The organism is Pseudomonas sp. Irchel s3f7, assembly GCF_900187615.1.
Lineage (GTDB): Bacteria > Pseudomonadota > Gammaproteobacteria > Pseudomonadales > Pseudomonadaceae > Aquipseudomonas.
This window is the reverse complement of sequence record NZ_FYDO01000015.1, coordinates 134,916-160,344: the sequence shown is the minus strand read 5'-3', so window position 1 is coordinate 160,344 and position 25,429 is coordinate 134,916. Positions and strand designations below refer to the sequence as shown.

The following is a 25,429-nucleotide window of genomic DNA, read 5'->3' as shown; positions in this document are numbered from 1 at the left end:
GTGAGCTCAACCAATGTTGGCCAGAAGCCAAAGATGGCTTCCTCGAATAGGCCTTATACATAGATGCAACCGGGTAGCAGTGTTTAAAAAGCAGGTAGACAGTGGGGGCGAGTCCATACATAGGAGCAAGCTTGCTCGCGATGAGGCCGGTGCAGGCAACCTCCAACTCAGCCCTGAAGCAGCTCATCGATATGCCGGTATTCAGCCTGCAACTGCGCCGCCAACACCTTGCTGCGCCCCAGCCGAATTGGCCCACGCTCGATATCAATCAACAACCCCGGACACGCCAGCTCCGACAGAATCGGCCAGTCCTTCAATCGCCCATCCGTCACCAGCAACAACCGTTGCTGTTCCGCCGGAAAGCGCTTCTGCCGCGCTGCCAGCCAGTGCCCCGCCTCACCCAACGCGGCCAATAACGGCGTCCCGCCACCCGCACCCAACCCATCAAGCCAACCGCGCAAACTCGTCGATGCTTTCAAACCCTGCACCTGCCACTTTGGCGTGGCACCGCTGGCGGTCAGCAGTGCCAGGCGCGCACGTTGGCGATAGGCGTCATCGAGCAATTGCGCCAGCAAACCTTTGGCGTCACTCAATGCCTGATGGCGACGGGTCGAGGCCGAGGCGTCGACAATCACCAGCCACAGCTCATGGGGTGAACGGGTACGCAGATGGAACAACAGCTCATCGCGCTGACGTGGCCGGCCGTTGAGCAAAGTACCCGGCCAATTGACCGAGCCACTTCGAGCGGCGTGACGCTTGCCTTGTTTGCCGTGGTCCAGCCGTCCGGCGCGAGGTCTGGCATTCGCCCCCGCGTCAGAACGAGGGCGAATGCCTAGGGCTTTTTTGGCCAGCTCGGCACTTTACGCCGGGGGCCGACCGGTAATGATTGAGCGGGCATTTCACCCCATTGGCCCTGCCCTTCGTTCGTGTGGGTGTCTGGCGCGGACGACTGTGGGGTATGAGCGTTTTGCGGTGCAGACGCTGAATGCTCGCGACGACGATGGCGCAAGGCGAACTCGGCGACCGCATCGATATCGTCCTCGGTGATCGCGTCTGCTCCGCGCCAGGCCGCATGGGCGCGAGCGGCGCGCAGCCAGACCAGATCAGCGCGCAAGCCATCGACCCCCGCGGCAAAGCAGCGTTCGGTGATCTGTCCCAACGCGGCATCGTCGAGGGGAATATTCGCTAATGCGCTGCGTGCCATTTGGCAACGTTCACGCAGCGTCGCTTGCTGGACTTCCCATGCGGCGCAGAAACCTTGGGGATCGCTGTCGAAATCCAGACGCCGCCGGATGATCTGCCCCCGCTCGGTCGGTGCGGTGTGACCGGCGAGCGCCACGTTCAATCCGAAGCGGTCAAGCAACTGCGGACGCAATTCACCCTCTTCCGGGTTCATGGTGCCGATCAGCACAAACTTCGCCGAATGCCGATGGGAGATGCCATCGCGCTCGATCAGGTTGGTGCCGCTGGCCGCCACATCGAGTAGCAGATCAACGAGGTGATCGGGCAACAGATTGACCTCGTCAACATAGAGCACGCCGCCGTCAGCCTTGGCCAGAACACCGGGAGAAAACTGTGCGCGACCTTCGCTCAACGCGGCGTCGAGGTCGAGGGTGCCCACCAGCCGTTCTTCGGTCGCGCCCAGGGGCAAGGTAACAAACTGACCGCTGGCCAGCAGGTCTGCGAGGCCACGGGCCAGGGTCGATTTGGCCATCCCACGCGGGCCTTCAATCAGCACGCCGCCGATTTTCGGGTCGATGGCGGTGAGGCACAGCGCGAGCTTCAAATCGTCGGCGCCGACCACGGCGGAGAGCGGAAAGTGCGGGGTGTCGGTCATTTTCATTACTCGGTCATGGTCGGGGAGCGAAAAACAATCTCAAGAACACACTCAATGTCTGTGGCGAGGGAGCTTGCTCCCGTTCGGCTGCGCAGCAGTCGCAATACAGTCTTTTTGATGTGACTGCAAAAAACCGGGGCCGCTGCGCGACCCAACGCGAGCAAGCTCCCTCGCCACAGGGTTGCGTTTATCCAAGTCTATGCGTCAACCATCTTCTTCTATATCCAGCAGCAGGTTTTCCAGTGCCTCACGGTAGTCGCCGGCTTCCTTCCACATCCCGCGTTGCTGCGCTTCGAGCATCCGCTCGGTCATGTCGCGCAAGGCATGAGGGTTGTGTTCGCGAACGAAATCCCGGGTTGCCGGATCAAGCAGATACGCATCGGCCAACAACGCGTACTGGTGATCGTCGATCAATTGCGTGGTCGCATCGAAAGCGAACAGGTTATCGACCGTCGCCGCCATCTCAAACGCACCTTTGTAGCCGTGACGCTTGACGCCGTCGAGCCACTTCGGGTTCGCCGCCCGGGAACGGATCACCCGGTTCAGCTCTTCCTTCAAGGTGCGGATTTTCGGCAGGTCCGGTTGACTGTGATCGCCATGATAGCTGGCCGCCGCGGCGCCGCTAAGGCTTTCGACCGCCGCGAGCATGCCGCCCTGGAACTGGTAGTAATCGTTGGAATCGAGCAAATCGTGTTCGCGGTTGTCCTGGTTTTGCAGCACCGCTTGAACCTGGCCGAGCCGTTGGGCGAACTGATCGCGGGCGGCAGTGCCTTCGTCGGAACCGCCGTAAGCGTAGCCGCCCCAGTTCAAATAAACCTCGGCCAGATCCTCGCGGCTTTGCCACAGACGCCCGTCAATCGCGCCCTGCACGCCTGCGCCGTAGGCCCCCGGCTTGGCACCGAAAATACGCCAACCGGCCTGACGCCGCGCCGCTTCTTCGTCCAGCCCCGCGTGCAACAGCGATGCTCGTTCGGCGCGCACTTTGGCGGCCAACGGGTTGAGATCGTCCGGCTCGTCCAGTTCCGCGACCGCTTGCACAGCCGCGTCGAACAGGCGGATCAGGTTGGCGAAGGCGTCACGAAAAAAACCTGAAACCCGCAGCGTCACGTCGACCCGAGGACGGTCCAGCAGGCTCAGCGGCAGAATCTCGAAATCGTCGACCCGCTGGCTGCCGGTGGCCCACACCGGGCGCACGCCCATCAGCGCCATGGCCTGGGCGATGTCGTCGCCGCCGGTACGCATGGTCGCCGTGCCCCAGACCGACAAACCGAGCTGACGCAAATGATCGCCGTGATCTTGCAGATGACGTTCAAGAATCAGGTTGGCCGACTGGAAGCCGATGCGCCACGCGGTGGTGGTCGGCAGGTTGCGCACGTCCACCGAATAGAAATTGCGCCCGGTGGGCAGCACGTCCAGCCGACCGCGACTCGGTGCGCCGCTGGGGCCGGCCGGAACGAAGCGACCACTCAGGGCGTCGAGCAGGCCGCGCATTTCTGCGGGACCGCAGGCGTCCAGACGCGGGGCGATGACGTCACGCAAACCGTCGAGAATGGCTCGCACCTCGCTCCACGCCTCCCCTTGTAGGAGCGAGCCTGCTCGCGATGGTGTATCAGAGGAACTAGTGTCGACTGACACACCATCGCGAGCAGGCTCGCTCCCACAGGGGCTATTCAATGCGTCCGAAATCAACTGTGTGGCGAATAACTCCAGGCGTTCGCGGGTATCGCCCGCCGTGCGCCAGGTTTCTTCACAAACCGTTTTCAATTCAATCGGCCGCGCCCCGATCCACGGCTCGGCCAAGGCACAATCAAGCGGATCGAACCCCAGTCCAAATGCCTTGGCCAGCGCCCGCAGCAGACTCGATTGCGCGCCACGGCCATCGCCCCTTGGGATGCGCAGCAGCGCCAGCAACGTATCGATGCGCAATCGACCGGTCGGCGACTCGCCGAACACATGCAGTCCGTCGCGAATCTGCGATTCCTTCAAGTCACACAGATAGGTGTCCAGTCGCGGCAACCAGATGGCCGCATCGGCATCGCTGTCGAGTTTTTCATCCAACTGCAATTCACGGTCGATGTGGGTGTCGCGCACCAGTTGCAGAATGTCCCGTTGCAACTCACGGGCGCGTCGTGGGTCGAGCAGTTGCGCTTCGTAATATTCGTCGGCCAGCAACTCAAGATTGCGCAGCGGGCCATAGGTTTCGGCGCGGGTCAGTGGCGGCATCAGGTGATCGATGATCACCGCTTGGGTGCGACGTTTGGCCTGGGCACCCTCGCCCGGATCGTTGACGATAAAAGGATAGATGTTCGGCATCGGTCCGAGTAACGCATCCGGCCAGCAGTTTTCCGACAGTCCCACACCTTTGCCCGGCAGCCATTCGAGGTTGCCGTGCTTGCCGACATGGATCACGCCGTGAGCGCCGTAGGTATTGCGCAGCCAGAAGTAGAACGCCAGGTAAGCGTGGGGCGGCACCAGATCCGGGTCGTGATACACCGCGCTCGGATCGACTTGATAGCCCCGCGCCGGTTGAATGCCGACGAAGGTCAGGCCGAAACGCAGACCCGCGATCATCATCCGGCCGTTGCGGCACATCGGGTCGGTATCGGGTGTACCCCAACGCTCCAGCACTGCCTGACGATTGGCCTGCGGCAGCGCGTTGAACATCTGCCAGTAATCATCCATCGCCAGGCTTTGCTGGCATGGGCGCTGGTCGAGGGTGTCCAGGTCGTTGCTGACACCGCCGAGCAATTGCTGGATCAGCGCAGTGCCGCTGTCCGGCAGTTCGGACGGTAGCGGATAACCGTTGGTGTGCAGGGCGCGCAGGATGTTCAGCGCAGCGGCCGGGGTATCGAGCCCCACGCCGTTACCGATGCGACCGTCGCGAGTCGGGTAATTGGCCAGAATCAGCGCGATGCGTTTCTCACTGTTCGGCACCCGCGCCAGATCGATCCAGCGCCGCGCCAGTTCGGCGACGAAATCCATGCGCTCGGGTGCAGGCCGATAGCAGACCACATCCGATTGGCTGCGCTCGCTGCGCCACGCCAGATCCTTGAAGCTGATCGGCCGACTGATGATGCGCCCGTCCAGTTCCGGCAACGCAATGTGCATCGCCAGATCCCGCGGGCCAAGGCCTTGTTCGCTGGCGCGCCAGCCCGGTTCATTGTCCTGGGCGCAAATCGCCTGGATCACCGGGATATTGCGGCGAAACGGCCGCAGGTGCGGCGCTTCAGGGCTGGATTGGGCGAAACCGGTGGTGTTCAAAATCACCCCGGCCTCGACTTCATCCAGCCAGTCCTCGACCACCGAGAGGCAACCGGGCTCTTTCAAACTGGCCAGCGCAATCGGCAACGGGTTCAACCCCGCGGCCTGCAAGCGCTGGCAGAAAACATCGATGAAACCGGTGTTCGCCGCCTGTAAATGCGAGCGATAAAACAGCACCGCCGCCACCGGTTGATCAGGCTGCCAGTCGGCATGCCAATCGCTCAGAGTGGCCGGGCTTTTTTTCGGGTGATAGATCGCTGTGCGCGGCAGCGTCTGCGGTTCGGACCAAGGGTAATCGCGACCCAGCCAGCGACTGGCCAGGCAGCGAAACAGCTCCAGCGCATTGGCCATGCCGCCCTGGCGCAGGAAATGCCAGAGCCGGTCGCGGTCTTCAGGGGTCACGGTGCTCAGGTCACTGAGTTCCGGATCCGGCCGATCATCGCCCGGTACCAGAATCAACTGCACGCCGCGCTGCGACAATTCAACCAAACGCTCGATACCGTATCGCCAGTAGGCAATGCCGCCGTGCAATGAAATCAGAATCACCTTGGCGTGACGCAGCACTTCATCGACGTACAGATCCACCGAGGCATGATTCTGCACCTGCATCGGGTTGGCCAGGCGCACGCTTGGGTAGTCATCGGGCAACTGCTGCGCCGCTTCGGCGAGCAGCGCCAGGCTGGAGTCACCGCTGCACAGGATCACCAGTTCGGCGGGGGTTTGTCCGAGGTCGGCAATGTTGTCTTCCGACACAAAACCGCCGGGCTGGGTCCTGAGCAGGTGCATGGGTTACACGCTGAGCGCGGCGCGCAATTGCGCTTCGAGAGTCGCAGCATCCAGCGCCTGACCGATCAGCACCAAGCGCGTGGTGCGAGCCTCGTCGGCGCCCCACTGGCGATCGAAGTGCTTGTCGAAACGCGTGCCCACGCCCTGGATCAGCAGGCGCATCGGTTTGTTCGGGATCGCAGCGAAACCTTTGACGCGCAAGATGCCGTGCTGAACCACCAGTTGGGTCAGCGCATCCATCAGCAGGCTTTCGTCCGCTTGCGGCAGTTCGATGGAGATCGAATCGAAGGCGTCGTGATCGTGGTCGTCATGATCATCGCCGTCGTGATGGTGATCGTGGTGGCTGTGACGGCTGTCGATGTGTTCTTCGGAACCGGCGCCGAGGCCGATCAGCACGTCCAGCGGCAAACGACCGCTGCTGGCTTCGATGATTTTCACTGCGGGCGGCAGCTCTTCGGCGACTTCCGCGCGCACGCGGGCCAGGTCTTGCGGGTTGATCAGGTCGGCTTTGTTGAGGATCACCAGGTCGGCGCTGGCCAATTGGTCTGCAAACAGTTCGTGCAGCGGCGATTCGTGGTCCAGGTTCGGATCGAGTTTGCGCTGGGCGTCGACCTGATCCGGGAACGCGGCGAACGTGCCAGCCGCGACGGCCGGGCTATCGACCACGGTGATCACCGCGTCGACGGTGCAGGCGCTGCGGATTTCCGGCCACTGGAAGGCTTGCACCAGCGGTTTTGGCAGGGCCAGGCCCGAGGTTTCGATGAGGATGTGATCAAGATCGCCGCGACGGGCGACCAGTTCGCGCATCACCGGGAAGAATTCTTCCTGGACGGTGCAGCACAGGCAGCCGTTGGCCAATTCGTAGACGCGGCCGTTGGCTTCTTCTTCGGTGCAACCGATGGAGCACTGTTTGAGGATTTCGCCGTCGATACCCAACTCGCCGAACTCGTTGACGATCACCGCGATGCGGCGACCCTGAGCGTTGTCGAGCATGTGCCGCAGCAAGGTGGTTTTGCCCGAGCCGAGGAAACCGGTGACGATGGTGACGGGAAGTTTGGCCAGTGTTTTCATCGGATGCCCTTTGGCTTTGGTGGCGGGCATACGGGACGAGAACCGGCCACGCGCACACGCGCCGGAAGCGTTCGCCACCGGATCACCCCGCCCGGTTGTAGTGAGAATCTGTATCGAGGCAGGTCTCCTGGCTGACGGTGTGCCGGCCTTGGGGCCAGGCATTCGCTGCGCCTTCCCGCGGGCTCAAGGTTGAGCCTGCAGTGGCGTGGCAGCGAACATCACCGTTCACAGTTGCGGGGGCAGCCGCGGCATTGACCGCGTTCCCTTCTTAGCTTCGACAAATGCCGAAGAACCTCGAATGCGCAAGGCTACGCATCGTATTGGGGCGGGTCAATGCTTGCGATCCCTGTGGCGAGGGGGCTTGCCCCCGTTCGGCGGCGAAGCCGTCGCAGATTCTGAGTAGAGGTGTGTCTGTAAAAATGTAAGGGGTCGCTTCGCAGCCCGACGGGGGCAAGCCCCCTCGCCACAGGGTTTTGTGCAAAGCCCAAACAAGAACCGCTGCCAATTGACGCCAACGCCTCGCCCATGCTCTCCTACACGCCTTGTTACGGGTGCCCTTCACAGGGTGAAACGGGAAACCGGTGAATCATGTGCTTTACTCCAAAGCCATGTCAGTCCGGTGCTGCCCCCGCAACGGTAAGCGAGCGAAGCGTCAGATCCACTGTGCCAATGTGGCATGGGAAGGTGATGCTTGCAGGTTCAGGCAAATGCCTTGCGCCCCTCGTGAGCCCGGAGACCGGCCCGCAACACAAAGTGACCAGTACGGCCACTGAACAACAAACCCGCGGTGGGCGGGCGCTGTTTGAACCCTGCGCGCCCGTTCGTGCGGGGTTTTGCATGCGCCCTTATTCCCCGCTGACAGACTAGAGGGAAATGCCATGTCGATCATCAGCAGTGCCGAACACACCAGCGCGAGCAGCACTTCAACCCTGACCCAACGTCTGACCGCAGCCATCTGCGCGTCGATCCTCGGTGCCTGCCTTGTGTATTTCGCCGGTTTCTCGCACATCGAAGCGGTCCACAATGCCGCGCACGATACCCGCCACAGCGCCGCGTTCCCGTGCCATTGAGACCTGCCGACATGATCAAGCGTATTGCCCAAACCGCAGGTTTCACCGGTCTGCTGGCGGCCCTGCTGCTGACCCTGCTGCAAAGCTTCTGGGTCTCACCGCTGATTCAGCAGGCCGAGACCTACGAAAAATCCGAACCGGTCGCTGTTGAAGTCCACGAACATGCGCACACCGAGGGCGCCGTCGCCGCGCACACTCACAATGCCGAAGCGTGGGAACCCGAAGACGGCTGGCAGCGCGTGCTGTCGACCACCGGCGGCAACCTGGTGGTAGCTGTCGGTTTCGCCCTGATGCTGGCCGGCCTGTACACCTTGCGCGCACCGACCAAAACATCTCAGGGCCTGCTCTGGGGCCTGGCCGGTTATGCCACCTTCGTGCTTGCCCCGACGCTCGGCCTGCCGCCGGAACTGCCGGGTACAGCGGCGGCTGATCTGGCGCAACGGCAGATGTGGTGGATCGGCACTGCGGCTTCTACGGCTGTCGGTATCGCCCTCATCGTCTTCGGCCGTCACTGGCTGATGAAAGTCCTGGGTGTGGCGATTCTCGCCGTTCCCCATGTGATTGGCGCACCGCAACCGGAAGTGCATTCGATGCTTGCGCCAGAGGCGCTGGCAGCCCAGTTCAACATCGCTTCGCAGTTGACCAACGTTGCGTTCTGGCTGGCCCTGGGCCTGATCAGCGCCTGGTTGTTCCGCCGCAAAAGCGATGGTCAATACCACGCATGACTGAAAACAGCGCAGCGCCGACGTTTGTAGTCGGCCTGGGTTGCCAGCGCGGCTGCCCCGTCAGCACGTTGCTGGCGCTGCTCGACCAAGCGTTGGCGGCGCACCAGATTGCACGTCATCAAATCAAGGCGCTGGCCAGCATCGATTTGAAGCGCGACGAACCTGCGTTGATTGAGCTGGCACAGCAGCTTGGCCTGGAATTAAAGTATTTCAGCAGTGAACAGCTGGCCGCTTATGAACCGCAACTCAGTCATCAATCGCAAATTGCCTTTGAACGCACCGGTTGCTACGGGGTGGCGGAAAGCGCCGCGCTGGCTCTGGCTGAACAACTGGCCCAAGGCCCGGCAAAACTGCTGATCCCGCGACAAAAGTATGCCCAGGCAACCCTGGCATTGGCCGGCGCGGCCTGAAAACACCGATAATCCCCGCTCTCGATCATGAACATTCTTCATCTGAAGCCCTGTTCAGCCCCTTTTCCCCACAGGAACCGACGATGACCGTCTACTTTATTGGCGCTGGTCCCGGCGACCCCGAACTGATCACCGTCAAAGGCCAACGACTGATTCGCAGCTGCCCGGTGATCATCTACGCCGGTTCACTGGTGCCCGCTGCGGTGCTGGAAGGTCATTGTGCCGAACAGGTGGTCAACAGCGCCGAACTCCACTTGGAACAGATCATCGAGCTGATTAAAGCTGCCGATGCCAACGGTCAGGATGTGGCACGCGTGCACTCCGGCGATCCGAGCCTGTATGGCGCGATTGGCGAGCAGATTCGCTACTTGCGTGAGCTCGACATTCCTTTTGAAATCGTGCCCGGCGTCACCGCAACAGCCGCCTGCGCGGCACTCCTGGGCGCGGAGTTGACCCTGCCGGACGTGTCACAAAGCGTGATCCTGACCCGCTACGCCGACAAGACCGCCATGCCACCGGGCGAAGAGTTCTCCAGCCTGGCGCAGCATGGCGCGACCATGGCGATTCATTTGGGGGTTAATCATCTGACAAAGATTGTCGAGGAACTCGTGCCGCATTACGGCGCGGATTGCCCGATTGCGGTGGTGCACCGAGCGAGTTGGCCGGATCAGGATTGGGTGGTTGGGACGCTGGCAGATATTGTCGAGAAGGTCGAAGCGAAGGGGTTTCGGCGTACGGCGTTGATTCTGGTTGGACGGGTGTTGGGCAGTGATCACTTCAGCGAGTCATCGCTGTATCGTGCGGGGCATGCGCATCTCTACAGGCCCTGAAAGCACCTGTGGCGAGGGAGCTTGCTCCCGCTGGACCGCGAAGCGGTCCCAACATCAGTCAATACATTCATCACGGGAAAATGCACTGACTGTCTTGCGACTGCTTCGCAGTCGAGCGGGAGCAAGCTCCCTCGCCACAGCGCCGTTTTTTTTATGCCGCAGCGAACACCTTACTTAGTAGTAGGCGTTTTCTTTCTGCGTGTGGTCGGTCACGTCCCGAACACCTTTGAGCTCCGGGATACGCTCGAGCAAGGTGCGCTCGATGCCTTCCTTCAGCGTCACGTCGGCCTGGCCGCAGCCCTGGCAACCGCCGCCGAACTGCAGAACGGCGATGCCGTCCTCGACCACATCGATCAGGCTGACCTGACCGCCGTGGCTGGCCAGCCCCGGGTTGATCTCGGTTTGCAGGTAATAATTGATGCGCTCGTTGACCGGGCTGTCGGCGTTGACCATCGGGACTTTGGCGTTTGGCGCCTTGATGGTCAACTGGCCGCCCATGCGGTCGGTGGCGTAATCGACGACCGCGTCATCCAGGAAAGCTTCGCTGAACGAATCGATGTAGGCGGTGAAGCTTTTTAGCCCCAGCGCGGTGTCTTCGGGTTTTTCTTCGCCCGGCTTGCAATAGGCAATGCAGGTTTCGGCGTACTGGGTGCCGGGCTGGGTAATGAAGACGCGGATGCCGATGCCCGGGGTGTTCTGCTTGGAGAGCAGATCAGCCAGGTAATCGTGGGCGGCGTCAGTGATGGTAATAGCGGTCATGGAAACTCCTCGCAGGCTTGCGCGCAGTTTACGCCAATCAACGCGCCGGACAAAGTCCTAGTATTTTTGTCAGGAAAAGATCTTTTCATACCCTGTAGGAGCTGGCTTGCCGGCGAAGGCGTCAGGTCAGTTGACATTTATATTGAATGTCTTGCCCTCATCGCTGGCAAGCCAGCTCCTACGGGGATTGTGGTGGATCAAAGGTTCTCGTAGCGATTCATGTCCAGCACGCCCTCTTCCACCGGATCGGTCTCGTGGATATAGCGGCTGGAATCATGAAAATACTGCCAGAATTGCGGATGACTGCGACGAATGCCCCAACGTTCGACGATTTTCTCGAAACTGGCAGCGTCTTTTGCGCCTTCCATCGCGTCCACAAACTCAGGCACTTGATCGGCCGGAATGTTGAACATGAAGTTCGGATAGCTGCTGAGCACACCCGGGAAAATGGTCAAGGTATCGAGCCCCGGTTGATAGCGCCTCGATTCGCCCATCATGAACGCCACGTTGCTGTGCGCGCGGTTGCGCAACAGGCTGTAGACCACACGTTTACCGCTCGCCGTCTCGACGCGCAGCATTGTGGCTTCGGGCAACTGATCAATGACTTTCAACCCGGCTGCCGGGCGCGATGCCAAGCGGCTGAAGGCTTGCTCAGCGCCCTGCAATTCCGGATCGATGTTTGGTCGGGAGCAATAGGCCCCCTCGCAGCGGTTGATGGGATCGGGCTGCGCATTAAGGTCGCCATAACGGGCCAGCAATTGCCTGGCGAAATCGCGCTTGGGATCTGCCTCGTCAAGCTTCAGTGCGGTCGGCTTGTCGTTGTCGATGGACTCGTAGTCCATCCACAACTTCAGTTGGCCGCTGTTCTGATACCAGTCATTAAGGTAACCATCGCGAGAATCAGCAGGCATCAAACGCAGGAAGTTCTGCTCCGCACCGTTGCGGATCAGGTCGAAATACAGGCGCGTCTGGGCTTGATGGGAAACGTTGCCGAACACATCGAAATTAACGGCCAACTGGTAGTAGGTGCGCTCCAGAAGCGGATAGTCGAACAGCCACATCGTTTGCGGTAGTTCGCCAATCAGGCCTTTGGTCACCGAGGCGCTGTCGAAATGACGGAAAATGCTCAGCAGCGCGTTGTCGTTGCCGGCCCACAGCGTCGACCAGCTCGGCGCTGGCTCATCGGCATAACTGTCGCGGCGCAAGGCCTCGTATTCGTTTCGCTTGTCCCGGTAGTCGTGCCACAGGCTCAGGACACTGCCGACGTCATCGTTCTGCCCCGGCATCGCCAGCAGTGGCGTAGCCTGGCCGCGGTAATTCGGATCGGTGACATAAAGGTCGTGCTCCGGCGCCTGGAACAGCGCCCAGAAGTTGTCGCGGATCACGTCCGTGGCGATCTGGCCGCGGCACACCGGCCCGCGAATAAAGGTCCGAACGAAGTATTCGGCGTTATCGAGCATGAACTGATAACGCGCCTGGGCCGGGATCGCCTCAAATGTGGCAAACGGATTGGCCCGGCTCTGCGGCCCATAACCCGGTAAAGCGTTGACCTGCCAGCTGCCGTTGTAGAACAGGCTTTTAACCCGGGCCATTTGCGCCGCACTCAGCGGATAACTGATGTGGGTCTTGTGCACAATCACGCCCTGCACCGGCCACAAACGGTAGTAAAACTCGGTACCCGGATCGTCGTTCGGGCGACGGCTGTTGATCAGGTCGATCGGCTGGCCGGTCGGTGTGCGCGAACGCACCCACTGGAAGAAATGCCCGGGCTCGCCATCCTTGAAATAGAGATGCGCAAGGAACCAGTGCTCGTACAGCCAGCGCCCCACCAGACTCTCCTTGGCGCCGGGCGAGTTCAGCAGTTTTTCCCACTGCACCACTTGCAACGCTTCTTTGGCGCTGGGGACCAGGCCCTGCTCATCGATGGGTGCACCGGAGGCCAGCCAGCGTTGCAGCGTCTGGTATTGCTGAAGGGTCAGGCCGGTCACCGCCAGTGGCATACCTTCTTTGGGATGTTTTTGGGCATAACCGTCAAATTCCGCCGGCATGGCGCACATGTTTTCCCGGTTCAGGCCCAGGACGATGTCTTGCGGCAGTTTGGCGTTGGGCTGCAAAGGGGTTCTGTGGCCCAGTTCAAGCATGCGCGCCATCAGTGCCGCCTGACTGCCCTGCGCGTCGAGCACCGAATAGAAGCCTTTTTGCTGCCAGGCGGTTTTTCCGGAGGCGTCCAGAAACAGCCGTGTCGGTGCCTGCGCTTTGCTGCGGTCACCATCATAGACCGGGATTTTCGTCGCACCGCGCGCTGTGCCTTCGCCACTACCGAGATTGAGCTGGCAGGCCGCATCATTGCAGGCGTGGCAGGCCACGCACTTTTCAGTGAAGATCGGTTGGATGTCGCGACTGTAGGAAATCGCCGATCCCTGCGCCGCAGCGCCCCAGCTTGAAAACAACAGCACAGCGCTGATGACGAAGCGATACGACATGTCCCTGATCCCGATCCTTTAAAAAACGCCGCGATTCTACAGCGCTGACGCACCTCTCAACATGAGCGATATTCATGCTAAACCCGTCCATGCTCTAAAAGCGCACAAGTTTGTTATGATCCCGGCCCTTCGTAATGGTCTTTCCGAGTAGTCCAAATGTCCGATCGCAGTGTTCGCCTTCAAGCTCTCAAGCACGCCCTCAAAGAGCGCATCCTGATTCTCGATGGCGGCATGGGCACGATGATCCAGAGCTACAAGCTCGAGGAACAGGATTACCGTGGCAAACGCTTCGCCGACTGGCCAAGCGATGTCAAAGGCAACAACGACCTGTTGGTGCTGACGCGCCCGGACGTGATTGGCGGCATCGAAAAAGCCTACCTGGATGCCGGCGCGGACATTCTGGAAACCAACACCTTCAACGCCACCCAGATTTCCCTGGCCGACTACGGCATGCAGGGCCTGGCGTATGAGTTAAACGTAGAAGGCGCACGCCTGGCCCGCAAAGTGGCCGACGCCAAGACCCTCGAAACCCCGGATAAACCACGCTTCGTCGCCGGCGTGCTTGGCCCGACCAGCCGTACCTGCTCGCTGTCCCCGGACGTGAACAACCCCGGCTATCGCAACGTGACCTTCGATGAGCTGGTGGAAAACTACACCGAGTCCACCAAAGGCCTGATCGAGGGCGGCGCCGACCTGATCCTGATCGAAACCATCTTCGATACCCTGAACGCCAAGGCAGCGATCTTCGCCGTGCAAGGCGTGTTCGAAGAATTGGGCATCGAGTTGCCGATCATGATTTCCGGCACCATCACCGATGCCTCGGGCCGCACGCTGTCGGGCCAGACCACCGAAGCGTTCTGGAACTCCGTGGCCCACGCCAAGCCGATCTCGGTCGGCCTGAACTGCGCCCTCGGCGCCAGCGAACTGCGCCCGTACCTCGAAGAACTGTCGAACAAGGCCAACACCCACGTTTCCGCGCACCCCAACGCCGGCCTGCCGAACGAGTTCGGTGAGTACGACGAACTGCCGTCGCAAACCGCCAAGGTCATCGAAGAGTTCGCCCAAAGCGGCTTCCTGAACATCGTCGGCGGCTGCTGCGGCACCACGCCGGGCCACATCGAAGCCATCGCCAACGCCGTGGCCGGTTACGCACCGCGCCAGATTCCGGACATCCCGAAGGCTTGCCGCCTCTCGGGCCTGGAGCCGTTCACGATCGATCGCAACTCGCTGTTCGTCAACGTCGGCGAGCGGACCAACATCACCGGTTCCGCCAAGTTCGCCCGTCTGATTCGCGAAGACAACTACACCGAAGCCCTGGAAGTCGCCCTGCAACAGGTCGAGGCCGGTGCCCAAGTGATCGACATCAACATGGACGAAGGGATGCTCGATTCGAAGAAGGCCATGGTGACCTTCCTCAATCTGATTGCCGGTGAACCGGACATCTCCCGCGTACCGATCATGATCGACTCCTCCAAGTGGGAAGTGATTGAAGCCGGCCTCAAGTGCATCCAGGGCAAGGGCATCGTCAACTCGATCAGCATGAAAGAAGGCGTCGAGCAGTTCATTCACCACGCCAAACTGTGCAAGCGCTACGGCGCCGCCGTGGTGGTGATGGCCTTCGACGAAGCCGGCCAGGCCGACACCGAAGCGCGCAAGAAAGAAATCTGCAAACGTTCCTACGACATTCTGGTCAACGACGTGGGCTTCCCGCCGGAAGACATCATCTTCGACCCGAACATCTTCGCCGTCGCCACCGGCATCGAAGAACACAACAACTACGCCGTCGACTTCATTAACGCCTGCGCTTACATCCGCGACGAGCTGCCGTATGCGCTGACCTCGGGTGGCGTGTCCAACGTGTCGTTCTCGTTCCGTGGCAACAACCCGGTGCGTGAAGCGATCCACTCGGTGTTCCTGCTGTACGCAATCCGCTCAGGGCTGACCATGGGCATCGTCAACGCCGGTCAGCTGGAGATCTACGACCAGATCCCGGTGGAACTGCGCGACGCCGTGGAAGACGTGATCCTCAACCGCACGCCGGAAGGCACCGACGCCCTCCTCGCCATCGCCGACAAGTACAAGGGCGACGGCAGCGTCAAGGAAGCCGAGACCGAAGAGTGGCGCAGCTGGAACGTCAACAAGCGTCTGGAACATGCGCTGGTCAAGGGCATCACCACGCACATCGTCGAAGACACCGAAGAGTCCCGTCAGTCGTTCGCCCGTCCGATCGAAGTGATCGAAGGCCCGCTGATGTCCGGCATGAACATCGTCGGCGACCTGTTCGGCGCCGGTAAAATGTTCCTGCCCCAGGTGGTGAAATCCGCCCGCGTAATGAAACAGGCCGTGGCGCACCTGATCCCGTTCATCGAACTGGAAAAAGGCGACAAGCCGGAAGCCAAGGGCAAGATTCTCATGGCCACGGTGAAAGGCGACGTGCACGACATCGGCAAGAACATCGTCGGCGTGGTGCTCGGTTGCAACGGCTACGACATCGTCGACCTCGGCGTGATGGTCCCGGCAGAAAAGATCCTGCAAGTGGCCAAAGAGCAGAAGTGCGACATCATCGGCCTGTCCGGCCTGATCACTCCGTCGCTGGATGAAATGGTGCATGTGGCCCGCGAGATGCAGCGCCAGGACTTCCACCTGCCGTTGATGATCGGTGGCGCGACCACCTCCAAAGCGCACACAGCGGTGAAGATCGAACCCAAGTACAGCAATGACGCGGTGATCTACGTCACCGACGCCTCACGCGCTGTGGGTGTCGCGACCCAGTTGCTGTCCAAGGAACTCAAGGCCGGTTTCGTCGAGAAAACCCGCCTGGAATACATCGACGTCCGCGAGCGCACCGCCAACCGCAGCGCCCGCACCGAACGCCTGAGCTACGGCGCGGCCATCGCCAAGAAGCCGCAGTTCGATTGGGCCAGCTACACGCCGGTCAAACCGACCTTTACCGGTACCCGAGTGCTGGACAACATCGACCTCAACGTTCTGGCCGAGTACATCGACTGGACGCCGTTCTTCATCTCCTGGGACCTGGCCGGTAAATTCCCGCGCATCCTCGAAGACGAAGTCGTCGGTGAAGCCGCAACTTCACTCTATAAAGACGCTCGGGAGATGCTGACCAAACTGATCGACGAGAAACTGATCAGCGCCCGTGCGGTGTTCGGTTTCTGGCCGGCCAATCAGGTGCACGACGACGACATCGAGCTGTACGGCGACGACGGCAAGCCAATGGCCAAGCTTCATCACTTGCGCCAGCAGATCATCAAGACCGACGGTAAGCCAAACTTCTCCCTGGCCGACTTTGTCGCACCGAAGGACAGTGAAGTGACCGACTACGTCGGTGGGTTCATCACCACCGCCGGCATCGGCGCCGAAGAAGTGGCCAAGGCCTACCAGGACGCTGGCGACGATTACAACTCGATCATGGTCAAGGCCCTGGCCGACCGCTTGGCCGAGGCGTGCGCCGAGTGGCTGCACCAGCAGGTGCGTAAAGAACATTGGGGCTACGCGAAAGACGAAACGCTCGATAACGAGGCGCTGATCAAAGAGCAGTACACCGGTATCCGCCCTGCTCCAGGTTACCCGGCGTGCCCGGATCACACCGAAAAAGCCCAACTGTTCGCCCTGCTCGATCCTGAAGCCCAGGAAATGCGCGCCGGCCGCAGCGGTGTGTTCCTCACCGAGCACTACGCGATGTTCCCGGCAGCGGCGGTCAGCGGTTGGTATTTCGCTCACCCGCAGGCGCAATACTTCGCCGTGGGCAAGGTCGACAAGGATCAGGTGCAGAGCTACACATCGCGTAAAGGTCAGGAATTGAGCGTGACCGAGCGTTGGCTGGCGCCGAACCTCGGTTACGACAACTGAGACAGTCGATAAAACAACTTTGCAACGTCGGGCAACCCGGCGCTGCAAAGGTTATCGACAGTAGCAATCAGCTGTGTGAAGGACCCGGCTGCGGCGCTATCACACTGGGATGTTCAATCGCTTCGGTCTCCTGCCGAGACAGGTCGATCATCCTCAAGCTGCGCGCGAACTGACGTTCGTTATACCGATGCTGAGCCTCCTCCAGGTTGAAGTCACCCTCCTCCGACTCCTCCACCTCATCGAATTCCCTTAACGCCTCCGGATACTTTTCCTTTAGATAGTCCTCCCAATAGTCACGCTGGATAAGGTCCTGAAAAAACAGGTCGGATCGTTCGGCATCCATGACTTCACGACGAACGTCAGCCAGGTCTTTTGGCGTAACACCCGAGGCATAGGTCATGTGGCCGGGTTGTCCCGGTAGCTCCAGGCCGTCACTCCAGCCACTTGTCAGGCCGATTCGGTAGCCCAGACGGACTTGTGCCTGATCGAAGTGGGTTTTCTTGGCGATTTCTATCGCCTTCAGATCGATCCTGTCCAAGCGGAACATCTGCCTGGACAGTTTCAGTAATGCCCGGCCCTTTGCCGCCAGCCCGGCAGGAAGATCGAGCAACGCGTTATGCAGGAATACTTTGCTTTCCAGGACACTGAAACTGAGAATCCGGCCGTCGACACAAGTACCGTGGGTGGCGGCATTGGCGAACAGCGTCGTGCGAAGCTCGGTGTTGCTTTCGGCAGCTTCCATGACGGCCCACACCCTTCGGGTCAAATCGGCATTCGCCACTCTGAATTCACGAGTATCCGGCAAGACTGCAAGCAGGTGGAAGAAAGCGGCATTGTCCGGCTCCGCCAGCAGTCGATTCCAGGTCTCGGTTCTCGTTGCCATCTCCTCTTTCGAGGCATTCGCCAGCCATGGCGACAGTTGTTCGACATCGGGCTGCGAGTCGGCAAGGTCTTCGTCGGACTGCATGCTTTCAGTTTCACTGGCACCGTCATTGGAAATGACCTCGAGCATCTCATCGAGTTCAGCGCGTGAGAAACCCAACGCTGTAGCGTGCGAACCCGTCTCACAGTAATCCCTGAGTTCCTCCAGGCTCTCACGCGACAAATTGTAGTTGTCGCTCAAGTCTGTGCCGGATATCAGCACCTCATGGGTACCGTCCAGGGCGGCCGAAGGAATGGTCGTGATGTCATTGCCACTCAGATTCAGCACTCTGAGGCGATCGCTATCGAGCACTCCTTCCGGCCACTCGCTCAGTTGATTGTTTCGTATATCCAGCGTCTCCAACCGCGCAAGCGTGCCAGCATTGAAATGGCCCAGATTGTTGTAGCCCAGATTCAACCATTGCAGGTTTTCCAGGCGATTGAGCGAAGCGTACAAAACCTCGGGGGCATCGAATTGATTGTCTGAAAGATCAAGCCGTTCAAGACGCGCCATACTCTTGATCGCTTCAGGCATCGCCTCGAGATCATTGCCAGCGAGTGCCAATGCCTTGAGTTCGGCAAAGGCCTTCAGAAACCCGTCGGAGCCTTGCGCAGAGAGTCTTGCACCGGTCAAATCCAACGTTTGTACATGGGCGAACACCGCAGGCAATTCAGGAAGATCGCCCAGTTGTAAGCCATCGAGACTCAACGCAGGGTTTACAACACCCCTATCGCCGATCAGTCCTTCGCTCCAACAATCAAGGATTCGTAGCGAAGCCAGCCTGCGATTGGCCGACGAAATCTTCCAGCGCCGGCCATTGATCTCCCGCGTAAACAGCCAGCCATTCAATTGTCGTGTCAGCGTTTCGAACGACTGCTCCCATTCGCCTATCTGGTCGCTGATCTGCGCGTCAGTGGCCGCACTTGCACGCGCCTGCTCGACCCATTGCAAGGCCTCATCTTGCGCAAGTGCCGGTTTTATCCGCTGCAGGCGCTTGGCAAGGTTCGCGACGCCTTCACCGACAGGTATTTGCGGCAGGGGCAACAGGTCCAGTGCGATGGTGAGCCCGCTTTCTGTCGGTGGAAAAACGGGAGGAAAACCTGGAAGCGCATCCCTTTGAGCGAAGCGTTCCAGCGTGCCGAGCGGCAATCCCCTGGCATTCTCGAATCGCTGGCGGGCTAAGTTCAGGGCTGTCCTGGCTTGCGCATCCAGCGGCGCGTTCGCCAGATTGGTTTTGAGCAACATTTCATCGGACAAGCCCGCGCTGGGCAGTGAAGATATTTTGCTGCTGCGCACATCAAGCCAAGTCAATTCCGGCAGGTCCTGAACCCCAATCGGCCAGTCGAGCAGCCCCGTACTCTCAAGGCTCAGGGCTTTGAGCTGCGTCATCGCGGACACGTCCAACGCGTCCAGCGGGTTGTTGCGCAAGTTCAGATATTCAAGCGTTTGAAGGCCATCAAAACGTTGTTGCACGGCTGTGTCTACCGCGATCTGGTTACTGGAGAGGTCCAGATTCGTCAGTTTTGCAAAGTCGCCCGGTACGATAGGCAGGTCCGTCAATTGGTTAGCACTGAGGTCGAGTTTTTCAACCTCGCTAAACGCTCGAACAAAATGGCGGACTTGCTCCACAGGCGCTTTCATCCCTCTCAAATCCAGCGTTTTTACATGCGGGAACACACCCTGCGGCAGATCTGGAAGCTCGCTCAGCCCCATATTTGACAAATCGAGCCTCGAAGCATCGGCCATTGCGCCATAGCGTTTAAATGTGCCATTGCGCCAGCAGGCCCTGATGGACATGTCAGCCATGCTTCGTCCCACCGCCTCATGGGTTGGCATGGGTGCTCCGTCGTTAGACAGACGATGGGACCAGCGCTTGAGACTTCGGTCGAGAACGCTGTACTCCTCGCTTAACGCCTCCACTGCCTGAAACCTTGCCTGTTCTCCCAGCCATTGTGCGGCGAACTGATTGAACAAACCCTCGACCGGCTCATTCATCCCCTGCGCCAGGCGTCTGACTTGCGCCTTGCAATATCCCCTGACCATTTCCTCGACATCGACAAGGTGATCCGGGTGGTTCTTGACATACTCGTAAGCCGGCTTGAAGTGTTCGCGAGGGATTTTCGACCAGTCCAGCGACAATCCCGACCACAGTTTTTCATGCCCCTCATAGATGGCGTCGGGAAGCGCTCGAATTGAGGTCTCTCGGAGATTCAGGCGCTCAAGGTTTGGCAGCTCAAGTATCCCGGCAGGCCATTCCACTAACAAGGGAGCCCCGAGATGAAGCTGGCGCAGATGACGCAAACGACTGAAGTCCCATGCCTCTGGCCCCCAAATTGGCGCACTGACACTCAACGCCTCCAGTCGGGTCAGTGCGTTCAACCTCGACGGCATGTCCGCTGCAAAAGGCGACGCCGAGTACAGACTCAAGCTTTTGAGATTTTCCAGTCTGACAAGCGCCTCGGGCACATTGGTGAACTCATAGTCGGTCGCGGTTATTCTCAGGCTCGTCAAACCAGGAAAGCTATGCAAAAGCGCATTGGCATTGCTGTCATTGATGCATTGCCCGCGAATTTGTAGGTGACGCACATGGGAAAAATCTGCCGATAGCGCAGGAAGCGGATCATCACAGGTCAGATCGAGGGCACTGTTCATGAACTGTGAGTCGGCCAGTGGCGAGTTGCGCCAGGATTGTTTGATGGCTCGCGCGACATAGGACCTTCCTCCGAGCATTGATTGCAGGGCAGTGTCCGGCGACGCTACGCCGGCCCATTGGTCGAGTGTCGACTCCAGCAATTCCCATTCACGCAAACGCGCCTGCAGCAGACCATAAATCTGCGGGTCGGTTTTTCCTGCCCGCAGTTGCTCCAGGATAAATCCATTGGCCTGGGCGTCAGTGAGCGCTGGATAGATAACCTGGACCCGCGAAACCAGTGAAGGATTCACGCCTTGCCCACGTCCGCTGGCGTAGTAGCCCATGACACGCTCCCTCACACGCACGGGCGGCTTGAACCTGCGAGGGTTGCCCTTTCGCTGTTCCAGCCGTTGTGCCAACTCCGCGCGGTGCTCACTGGCGCAATCGGTCATTGCCTTTTGCAAATCACCGCTTTGCCACGTATGCGGGACGCCTAAAGCCTGCCGAGCCTCATCGGGCAAGGCGTGCATGATCGAGGCGAAGAAGTTGTTGCCGTCCCGCGGCACGCTGTTGAGTGCCTCACCCCGCTCGTCAAAAGCCTGGAAGCCCGGGCCGTTTTTCACCAGATATTTACGGGTTACAGCTGTTTCCCCGCCGATGCCATCGATCAGTGGACCGTCGACGTGGCCCTCGCGGATTTCCAGTCGTACGTCATTGGACCAGCCCGGTAATTTTGCCAGCGAATGCAATGCCAGCGACTGACTGTCCGCAGTGATTATTTCCCCGAGATTCAGATCGACAAAGGCGCGGCTCACCCGTCCTTGCTGCGCATACCAGCGCGCCTCTTCCAACATTCTCAGTGGCACTCGTCGGGTGGTTTGAAACCGCGTGAGCTCTTCGGCATCGGCGTCGATCAACACCCGCTTTGCAGCGGTCTCACCGAGCCCCGGACAAACACGGCGCAGCATCGCGACCGGGCCTTGCTCCAAACCGATCACCTGCGGATCGGGATCGGGCAAGCTCAATGCATCCATCAAATCGGGAGGTGGAGGAAGATGGTCCATGTGCATCTTGCGCAGGGCATCGTCGCCGATGCCATTGGCCTGCGCGATCTTGAGCAACTGCTTGTCGGCAAAGCATTCTGTCGTGTGACCAATGCGCCGCAACAGTGTCAGACGATCCCACTCGAGCGGGCGCTCCAGCGTATGACGCCAGGCGCCGTGGCCGTTGTGCTCGAGTATCGGTTGCCAAAGGCTGGTGTCGGCCGGATGTTTGATACGCCACTTTTTCAGCGATGGATCAAACCTCGTTTCATAAACCTTGCCCGCCTGCCGAATGTAGCTTTTACCGTTGAGCGAATACTGCCCCAATGCATCCGGACCCGCGTTGCCATCGAGCACAATCTGTTGCTCATAGGCACTCAAGTCTGGTTTCCATAGACGTTTTTTGCCATCGCCCCCCTGAATTTGCTCCAGCCCCTCGACCACAGGCTCCGGCGCCACGGCAGTCAGTCTGGCCAGTCCTTTACCGGCACCGGCCATGACGGCAATGAATGCGAGGTTTTCCGCGACATCGATCAGATGCGCCTTGGCGGCGGTGCGGTCCCCTTCACTCCACTCGATCACACCTTCAAACGTCTCATACAGGAGTTGGTCGACCATCACCATCATCATGACCTCACCGAGTACGGGCACGAACATTGAGACTAGGTTCAATCCCAGCATGCCGATTTCCAGCAAGTGGTTGAGTCTTTCTGCCCGCACTCTGGCATCGACGTCATCGGTGGGGACAGCCTGACTACGGGCGTCGGCGATAACCCTATCGCGGTGCTGTTCGAAGAGGTAAGTCCAGAAGTCCGTATTCAGAGACCACAAACCGTCACCTTTGCGCACCCGGCATGAAGGGTCGAGATAGGGATTTTCAACCCTCACTCGCTTGACCTGACGCTCGGGAGGAAGCTCGTTCATGAACAAGAAGGGCGAGAGTGGCGGAAGATTGCGAAGAATCGTAAACCCGGTGGAGTGCACGAAATCGGTGGGAGAATCTGCAGCCACTTTGGTGAACTGGCTGACGTAATACGGTCGATCGGAATACGCTACGAACTGGCTGAAAAATCGCTGATATTTTGTCGGGCCATCGTCTTTGGGCGGTTGTGCATCCCGGGCAGTGAACCGTCGTTCGAGTTCTGCTTTCATCTGCTTCAACGGGTAACGCTTGAGCGGGTGCACAGGATCGTCAGGAATATAAATAATGACGTCGGTGCCGTAGCGGTACTTTTCAGAGATAAGGAACACTGCGCAGCCAATCATCCTGCGCTTCATCAGGGCTAAATCACAAAACCATACCTGCTTGCCGCCCAGTCGAAGGTCCATCTCGCCGTCGACGAGCGAACGGATCATCTCGTAATCATTTGGTTCGATGTCCACCCTCAACAACGCCACCGCGGCCGCGGACAAAAGTGCTGCCTTCTGACTGGCAATAAACTGCTGGCGGAGCGTCGCTTCCTTATCGGCATCCGAAGGATGGAAGAACGCCTTTACATAGACCTGATATTGCACGCCGATATCCAACGTGCGACACAGGGACAGGAACTGCCTGATCGTGATGTTGAGATCGACCACTTGAAAGGTGTCCGGAGTTGTTGTTTCTACGATAAAACTCGACTCCTCGTGAAAAGCCCCGTGCTCGCACTCCGACGCCTCGAAGTTATGGAGCGCCGCCTGCAGCAAAGAGAGCTTCAACACGTCGAATGTTGCGACCTCTATTTCAAGTACGCTGATTTCGAGCGGCCGCTTCAGGCATACCAGCGTTTTGTTGACATCGACCTCAACTGCGAACTGCTCCTTCAGCGCTTTCACCAACAGCCGGGCAGCGAATATTTCAACGTCAAGCAGTGCCGACATGGTTTTATCCAGACGGGTTTGTGCCTTGAAGCGGGCAGCGAAGCTTTCCTGCAGAATTTGTTTTTGTTCAACCGACGCCTCCTGATACCAGTGCGGCAGGTGAGCGGAGGCTGCTTTCAGCTCTGCCCGCCTTGCGGGTGTCGCATTGATCAGCCAGTCGGGAGACGTTTGCTCAAGAAACGCAGCGTGGATGCTGCTTTTTCCGGCAGCCGACGTTTTATGCAATGGTGTTTTTTGATTCGCCTCGGTCGACGAAGTCGGGGGGGACGTGGACATGGGCTCGCTCCTGATAAATGGAGCATCAGGACACCAGTTCAGGACTGTTTCCCTGCGGTACATAGTTATCGCGATGGCAACAACTGATGTCGACAGTTTCAATTGCAGGCGAACCAAGGCGCGAACCGCCGGATTGACTATGCTTGGGTGAGCTATTTTCAGGCGAGGAATTTATGGACGATCCGGCCGACAACAAGCCGCCGACCTTCTGGCAAATGCTGCACAGCGTCGTGGCGGCGGCGTTCGGGGTACAAAGCGGGAAAAACCGTGCCCGGGATTTCACCCACGGCAAACCCAGTCATTTTGTGGTGTTGGGGATAGTGTTCACGGCGGTGTTCGCGTTGACGCTGTTCGGCATCGTGAAGCTGGTGCTGCACCTGGCAGGTGTCTGATCCGGCTCAGTGCATCAAGGTCTGCAGGGTGAAGGGGTAGCGCCAGGACGTCGGCCGCCCTTTGGCCGACAGTTTGTGAAAGTCCACGCCAAAATCCTGCGTAACGCTCATCGCCAGCAATCGCTTGGCTTGCTTGCGATCAATCAATTGTAGCAACGGAATCTGCCGATCCCGACCACCGTACTGGCTGATGCCCACGCCTTCGTCATAGTCGTGCAACTGCACCAACGCCCAGCCACCGAGGCTGAAATGCCCACCCAGCAACACGCTCAGGCGATTGTCCAACAGCGCCTGCAATGCGGCCGGTGAGTTATTGAAGGCGCCGAACAGTGCACCATTACCGGGAACGCCCCCGGTTTCGACATAGGCCTGCATGACGCCAAATGCCATCTCGTCATTGGCCGCCCAAACGAGTGAAGTGTGGGGATAGCGTTTGAACAACAGCCTGGCCTGCTCATAGGCGCGTTGACGCGTCCAGCCGCCGTACACCAACTGCCGGAGCCGAACTTGCGGATGCTCGGCCAGCGCCCGGCGCATGCCCTTTTCTCGCCGTTGTGCGGACGGGGTGATCTTCAAGCCGGAAAAGGCCAGCAGCTCGATTGTCTGTCCAGGGGGCACCGGAGGATGTTGGCGGATCAGCTCCTTGAGCATCAGATAGCCGCCCTCCTCGTCATTGGGCACCAGGCTTCCCACCCAATCAGGGTATTTGTCCGGTTGCGCACTGAGCAGGTTCACCTGATCTGCTGACAGGGCGTTGTTGACCAGAAACAGCTTTACGCCGCTGCCTTGCGCCAGACGCAGGACTTCGGGCGCCACAGATTGCTCGTTGACGAACACCAGGTAGTCGGGACGGTTGTGTCCCTGGAGCGCTTCACGGGCCTGCTTGATGATGTTTTCAGGAACGCGGTCGGCATACTGGATGCGCAAATCCATCCCAAGGTCTTTGGCCGCGGCTTGCATGAACTGCGAATAACTGACCCAGAACGCTTCTTGAGTGGTTCCCGGATTCAGGAACAACACCGACGCCGCTTGCGCGCAAGGTCCCCCGATCAGACCCAACGCCAGCAATACGCCCCTCAGAACCTTCAACATGTGTCGACGCAACCCCCGGAAATTCGCCGCGCATTATAGCCAGCGAATCTCCGGTACAACGCCGCCTTTTCCGGTTTTTGTCTGACAACCGTCAGAACAAGGCCCGGATTGGG

14 protein-coding genes and 2 riboswitches are annotated in these 25,429 nt (G+C 59.6%); of the genes, 6 read left to right on the top strand and 8 right to left on the bottom strand.

Annotated elements, in window-relative coordinates; genetic code table 11:
- Nucleotides 1-167: 167 nt before the first annotated feature.
- The 4 genes from CKW19_RS15195 to cobW form a co-directional block, all read right to left on the bottom strand.
- A complete protein-coding gene (locus tag CKW19_RS15195; RefSeq protein ID WP_177408815.1) occupies nt 168-713 on the bottom strand; it encodes a VWA domain-containing protein in 546 nt (181 codons plus the stop codon).
- 119 nt (nt 714-832) lie between these two features.
- The gene (locus CKW19_RS15190; RefSeq protein ID WP_095058577.1) at nt 833-1,837 is read right to left on the bottom strand and encodes an ATP-binding protein; all 1,005 of its coding nucleotides are present in this window, start codon (nt 1,835-1,837) and stop codon (nt 833-835) included.
- A 204-nt stretch (nt 1,838-2,041) separates the two neighbouring features.
- Nucleotides 2,042-5,884: a cobaltochelatase subunit CobN gene (gene cobN / locus CKW19_RS15185; RefSeq protein ID WP_095058566.1), complete on the bottom strand. Its 3,843-nt coding sequence runs from the start codon at nt 5,882-5,884 to the stop codon at nt 2,042-2,044.
- 3 nt (nt 5,885-5,887) lie between these two features.
- A complete protein-coding gene (gene cobW, locus CKW19_RS15180; protein WP_095058576.1) occupies nt 5,888-6,955 on the bottom strand; it encodes a cobalamin biosynthesis protein CobW in 1,068 nt (355 codons plus the stop codon).
- 99 nt (nt 6,956-7,054) lie between these two features.
- Nucleotides 7,055-7,267, bottom strand: a riboswitch (cobalamin riboswitch).
- 220 nt (nt 7,268-7,487) lie between these two features.
- A riboswitch (cobalamin riboswitch) is annotated at nt 7,488-7,715 on the top strand.
- A 118-nt stretch (nt 7,716-7,833) separates the two neighbouring features.
- On the opposite strand from cobW, the gene CKW19_RS15175 reads away from it, so the two are divergent.
- The 4 genes from CKW19_RS15175 (at nt 7,834) to cobM (ending at nt 9,990) form a co-directional block, all read left to right on the top strand.
- Nucleotides 7,834-8,025 carry a CbtB-domain containing protein gene (locus CKW19_RS15175; RefSeq protein WP_095058565.1) on the top strand — a complete coding sequence of 64 codons (192 nt, stop codon included), beginning with the start codon at nt 7,834-7,836 and terminating at the stop codon, nt 8,023-8,025.
- Nucleotides 8,026-8,036: 11 nt separating this feature from the next.
- The gene (locus CKW19_RS15170) at nt 8,037-8,750 is read left to right on the top strand and encodes a CbtA family protein (protein WP_095058564.1); all 714 of its coding nucleotides are present in this window, start codon (nt 8,037-8,039) and stop codon (nt 8,748-8,750) included.
- Nucleotides 8,747-9,160, top strand: a complete 414-nt coding sequence (locus CKW19_RS15165; protein WP_095058563.1) for a cobalamin biosynthesis protein — start codon at nt 8,747-8,749, stop codon at nt 9,158-9,160. The genes CKW19_RS15170 and CKW19_RS15165 overlap by 4 nt, the downstream gene beginning before the upstream one ends.
- A gap of 83 nt (nt 9,161-9,243) precedes the next feature.
- Nucleotides 9,244-9,990 (top strand): precorrin-4 C(11)-methyltransferase, encoded by a 747-nt coding sequence (cobM, locus tag CKW19_RS15160; RefSeq protein ID WP_095058562.1) that lies wholly within the window; start codon nt 9,244-9,246, stop codon nt 9,988-9,990.
- A gap of 174 nt (nt 9,991-10,164) precedes the next feature.
- Here the strand turns inward: cobM and nfuA are convergent, their stop codons facing one another.
- Together nfuA and CKW19_RS15150 are read right to left on the bottom strand one after the other, a co-directional pair.
- Nucleotides 10,165-10,749 carry a Fe-S biogenesis protein NfuA gene (nfuA, locus tag CKW19_RS15155; RefSeq protein WP_003225494.1) on the bottom strand — a complete coding sequence of 195 codons (585 nt, stop codon included), beginning with the start codon at nt 10,747-10,749 and terminating at the stop codon, nt 10,165-10,167.
- Between the two features lie 197 nt (nt 10,750-10,946).
- On the bottom strand, nt 10,947-13,232 hold the full coding sequence (locus CKW19_RS15150) for a fatty acid cis/trans isomerase (RefSeq protein WP_095058561.1): 2,286 nt from the start codon (nt 13,230-13,232) through the stop codon (nt 10,947-10,949).
- A gap of 156 nt (nt 13,233-13,388) precedes the next feature.
- Here CKW19_RS15150 and metH point away from each other — a divergent pair, with 156 nt between their 5' ends.
- The gene (metH, locus tag CKW19_RS15145) at nt 13,389-17,099 is read left to right on the top strand and encodes a methionine synthase (protein WP_095058560.1); all 3,711 of its coding nucleotides are present in this window, start codon (nt 13,389-13,391) and stop codon (nt 17,097-17,099) included.
- Nucleotides 17,100-17,166: 67 nt separating this feature from the next.
- Here metH and CKW19_RS15140 read toward each other — a convergent pair whose 3' ends face one another.
- Nucleotides 17,167-23,832, bottom strand: coding sequence for an NEL-type E3 ubiquitin ligase domain-containing protein (locus CKW19_RS15140; protein WP_095058559.1), 6,666 nt, complete (start codon nt 23,830-23,832; stop codon nt 17,167-17,169).
- A gap of 173 nt (nt 23,833-24,005) precedes the next feature.
- On the opposite strand from CKW19_RS15140, the gene CKW19_RS15135 reads away from it, so the two are divergent.
- The gene (locus tag CKW19_RS15135; protein ID WP_095058558.1) at nt 24,006-24,224 is read left to right on the top strand and encodes a DUF2970 domain-containing protein; all 219 of its coding nucleotides are present in this window, start codon (nt 24,006-24,008) and stop codon (nt 24,222-24,224) included.
- 6 nt (nt 24,225-24,230) lie between these two features.
- Here CKW19_RS15135 and CKW19_RS15130 read toward each other — a convergent pair whose 3' ends face one another.
- On the bottom strand, nt 24,231-25,316 hold the full coding sequence (locus CKW19_RS15130) for an ABC transporter substrate-binding protein (RefSeq protein ID WP_095058557.1): 1,086 nt from the start codon (nt 25,314-25,316) through the stop codon (nt 24,231-24,233).
- Nucleotides 25,317-25,429: the final 113 nt, after the last annotated feature.